Source organism: Oleiphilus sp. HI0125, assembly GCF_001635355.1.
Genome location: NZ_LWGF01000634.1, coordinates 1 through 2060, shown reverse-complemented (window position 1 = coordinate 2060; position 2060 = coordinate 1). Strand labels below are relative to the sequence as shown.

The 2060-nt window shown below is 43.3% G+C and carries 4 protein-coding genes; all 4 read right to left on the bottom strand.

Features of this window, described 5'->3' with window-relative positions; translation table 11 throughout:
• Positions 1-59: 59 nt before the first annotated feature.
• From thiS to A3762_RS08300, 4 genes are read right to left on the bottom strand one after another with little or no spacing between them, the layout of a single operon-like run.
• Complete coding sequence (gene thiS, locus A3762_RS08315; RefSeq protein WP_068479597.1) at positions 60-260, bottom strand: sulfur carrier protein ThiS; 201 nt, start codon at positions 258-260, stop codon at positions 60-62.
• Positions 261-267: 7 nt separating this feature from the next.
• Positions 268-678, bottom strand: coding sequence for a DUF423 domain-containing protein (locus A3762_RS08310; RefSeq protein WP_068753513.1), 411 nt, complete (start codon positions 676-678; stop codon positions 268-270).
• A 35-nt stretch (positions 679-713) separates the two neighbouring features.
• Positions 714-1517, bottom strand: coding sequence for a symmetrical bis(5'-nucleosyl)-tetraphosphatase (locus A3762_RS08305; protein ID WP_068753514.1), 804 nt, complete (start codon positions 1515-1517; stop codon positions 714-716).
• Positions 1517-2008, bottom strand: a complete 492-nt coding sequence (locus tag A3762_RS08300) for a 7-cyano-7-deazaguanine synthase (RefSeq protein WP_156493339.1) — start codon at positions 2006-2008, stop codon at positions 1517-1519. Before A3762_RS08300 ends, A3762_RS08305 begins: the two co-directional genes overlap by 1 nt.
• Positions 2009-2060 lie beyond the last annotated feature (52 nt).

Sequence of the window (2060 nt, the reverse complement as noted above, 5' to 3'; positions counted from 1 at the left end):
CCGTAACGTTTGCCAGCAACCTCCAGAACACCCGTATCTATTTGATTCATTGTCACTGATTAACCCCCACCAATTGCTTGCACCACTTCAACGATGTCACCCGTACTTAACGTCGTGTGTTCATGTTCAGTTTTAGGCACAATTTCTTTATTCAACTCTATGGCGTAACGTTTTCCAACTAACGACATGGCTTTCGCGATATCTTGAAGTGTTGCGTTATCATCACATTGGAAAGCTTCACCATTCAGCATAATTTCCATTAAAGAATCACTCTCCGAGTTTCTTAGTCTTCATCCGATACATTGCATAAGCCGCAACAAGCCAAGCAGCTATCAACAAAACGCCACCAACTGGCGTTACCATGCCCCAAGATCTTACTCCCGAAACAGCCAATACATATAAACTTCCGCTAAATAGACATACACCAGCGATCATTAATGCCGATGCTCTTTGCAGCGCTTTCCCAGCAAGCGAGTCAGACGTCTGCGTCAACAAAAGCGCCAACACCATAAGCCCAAGCGAATGATTAAACTGATACTCAACACCAGTTTGAAACACTTCTAACATGCGTTCACTTAATCTGGGCTTTAAAGCATGTGCGGCAAACGCACCTAAAGCTACAGACAAACCTGCTGACAGAAAGCTAATCGCTAGCAAAGTTGATGAAAGACGATTCATGTTTCGTTGTAATTCTTATCCGTATTTGGCTTACTTCAAGCCTCGACACTGACACGCTCAAACGTATCGATATTTAATGCAGTTAGACTGCCACCCCAGACACAGCCTGTATCAATCGCTTGAAACTGTCGGCTTCCAGTATGCCCCTCTAGCGCAGCCCAATGACCAAAAATTGTTACCCACTTATGCGTAACTGGGTATGCAAACCAAGGTTTAAAATCATGAGGTGTTTTATCGACACCTTCTTTTACTGAAAAATCTAAACGACCATTTTGATCAACAAAGCGCATGCGCGTTAAGTAGTTTGTAATCACCCTCAGTCGGGTTTGCCCTGCAAGAGTTCTATCCCAAACATCAGGGTCGTTGCCATACATTTCACTGAAGTAAGAGCTCAAGGCTTTCTTATCATTGCCAGCTAATATTTCATGCACTTCTTGGGCGTATTTTCTTGCTTTTTTTACTTTCCAAATATGCGGCAAGCCAGCATGACTCATGAAAAGCTTTTTATCGTCGTCTACTTGTACAAGGGGCTGTTTGCGCAACCATTCCATTAAATCGTCACAGTCATTAGCCTCAAATATCTCGCGCAAAGTATCTTTTCGCTTTAGTAAGTGCTCACTATAGTAACAAGCTAAAAGATGTAAGTCATGGTTCCCTAAAACAATTCTCGCTTCGAGGTCTCTCGCCAATCGCAAACAGGATAGGGAGTCAGGCCCTCTATTGACGAGATCCCCGGCCAGCCATAACTCATCGCGCGAAGGACTATACGCAAGCTTATCTAATAAAGCCTGAAACTGAATGTAGCAGCCTTGTAGATCCCCCATTGCATATCTAGTCATTACTCATAACTCAATGGGTCAATCGCATTATTAAGTTCAAAAGCTTCCAAACGTTCTTGGCATGCGCCACATTTTCCACACGCTTTCTCTTTGCCTTTGTAGCAAGTCCAAGTCTTGCCATAGTCCAAATCATATTTGAGGCCTTGCGCTAAAATCTCTCCTTTAGACGAGTTAAGAAACGGCGCAACAATCTCGACTGGCTCATAATTAGCAATACGCGCCACATCTGCCATTTTTTGGACAAACTCAGGACGACAATCAGGATAAATCGCATGATCACCACTATGCGCACCGTAGTAAACAAAACCGGCACCGATTGATACTGCATAACCGACAGCGAGAGAAATCATGATCATGTTCCGATTCGGCACCATGGTAGATTTCATACTCTCTTCTTCATAATGCCCGTCAGGAATTTCAATATCATCTGTGAGTGAAGATCCGAGTAATAATTGATGGATAGCCGTGATGTCGACGATTTTGTGAGGGATAGCTAACTAATCACACACCTTTTGCGCGTAATGCAGCTCTTTTGAATGTTTT

What these genes read in the sequence shown, in the direction of transcription:
- thiS (WP_068479597.1), bottom strand. Translation starts at nt 260, where the DNA reads ATGGAAATTATGCTGAATGGTGAAGCTTTCCAATGTGATGATAACGCA.
- A3762_RS08310 (WP_068753513.1), bottom strand. Translation starts at nt 678, where the DNA reads ATGAATCGTCTTTCATCAACTTTGCTAGCGATTAGCTTTCTGTCAGCA.
- A3762_RS08305 (WP_068753514.1), bottom strand. Translation starts at nt 1,517, where the DNA reads ATGACTAGATATGCAATGGGGGATCTACAAGGCTGCTACATTCAGTTT.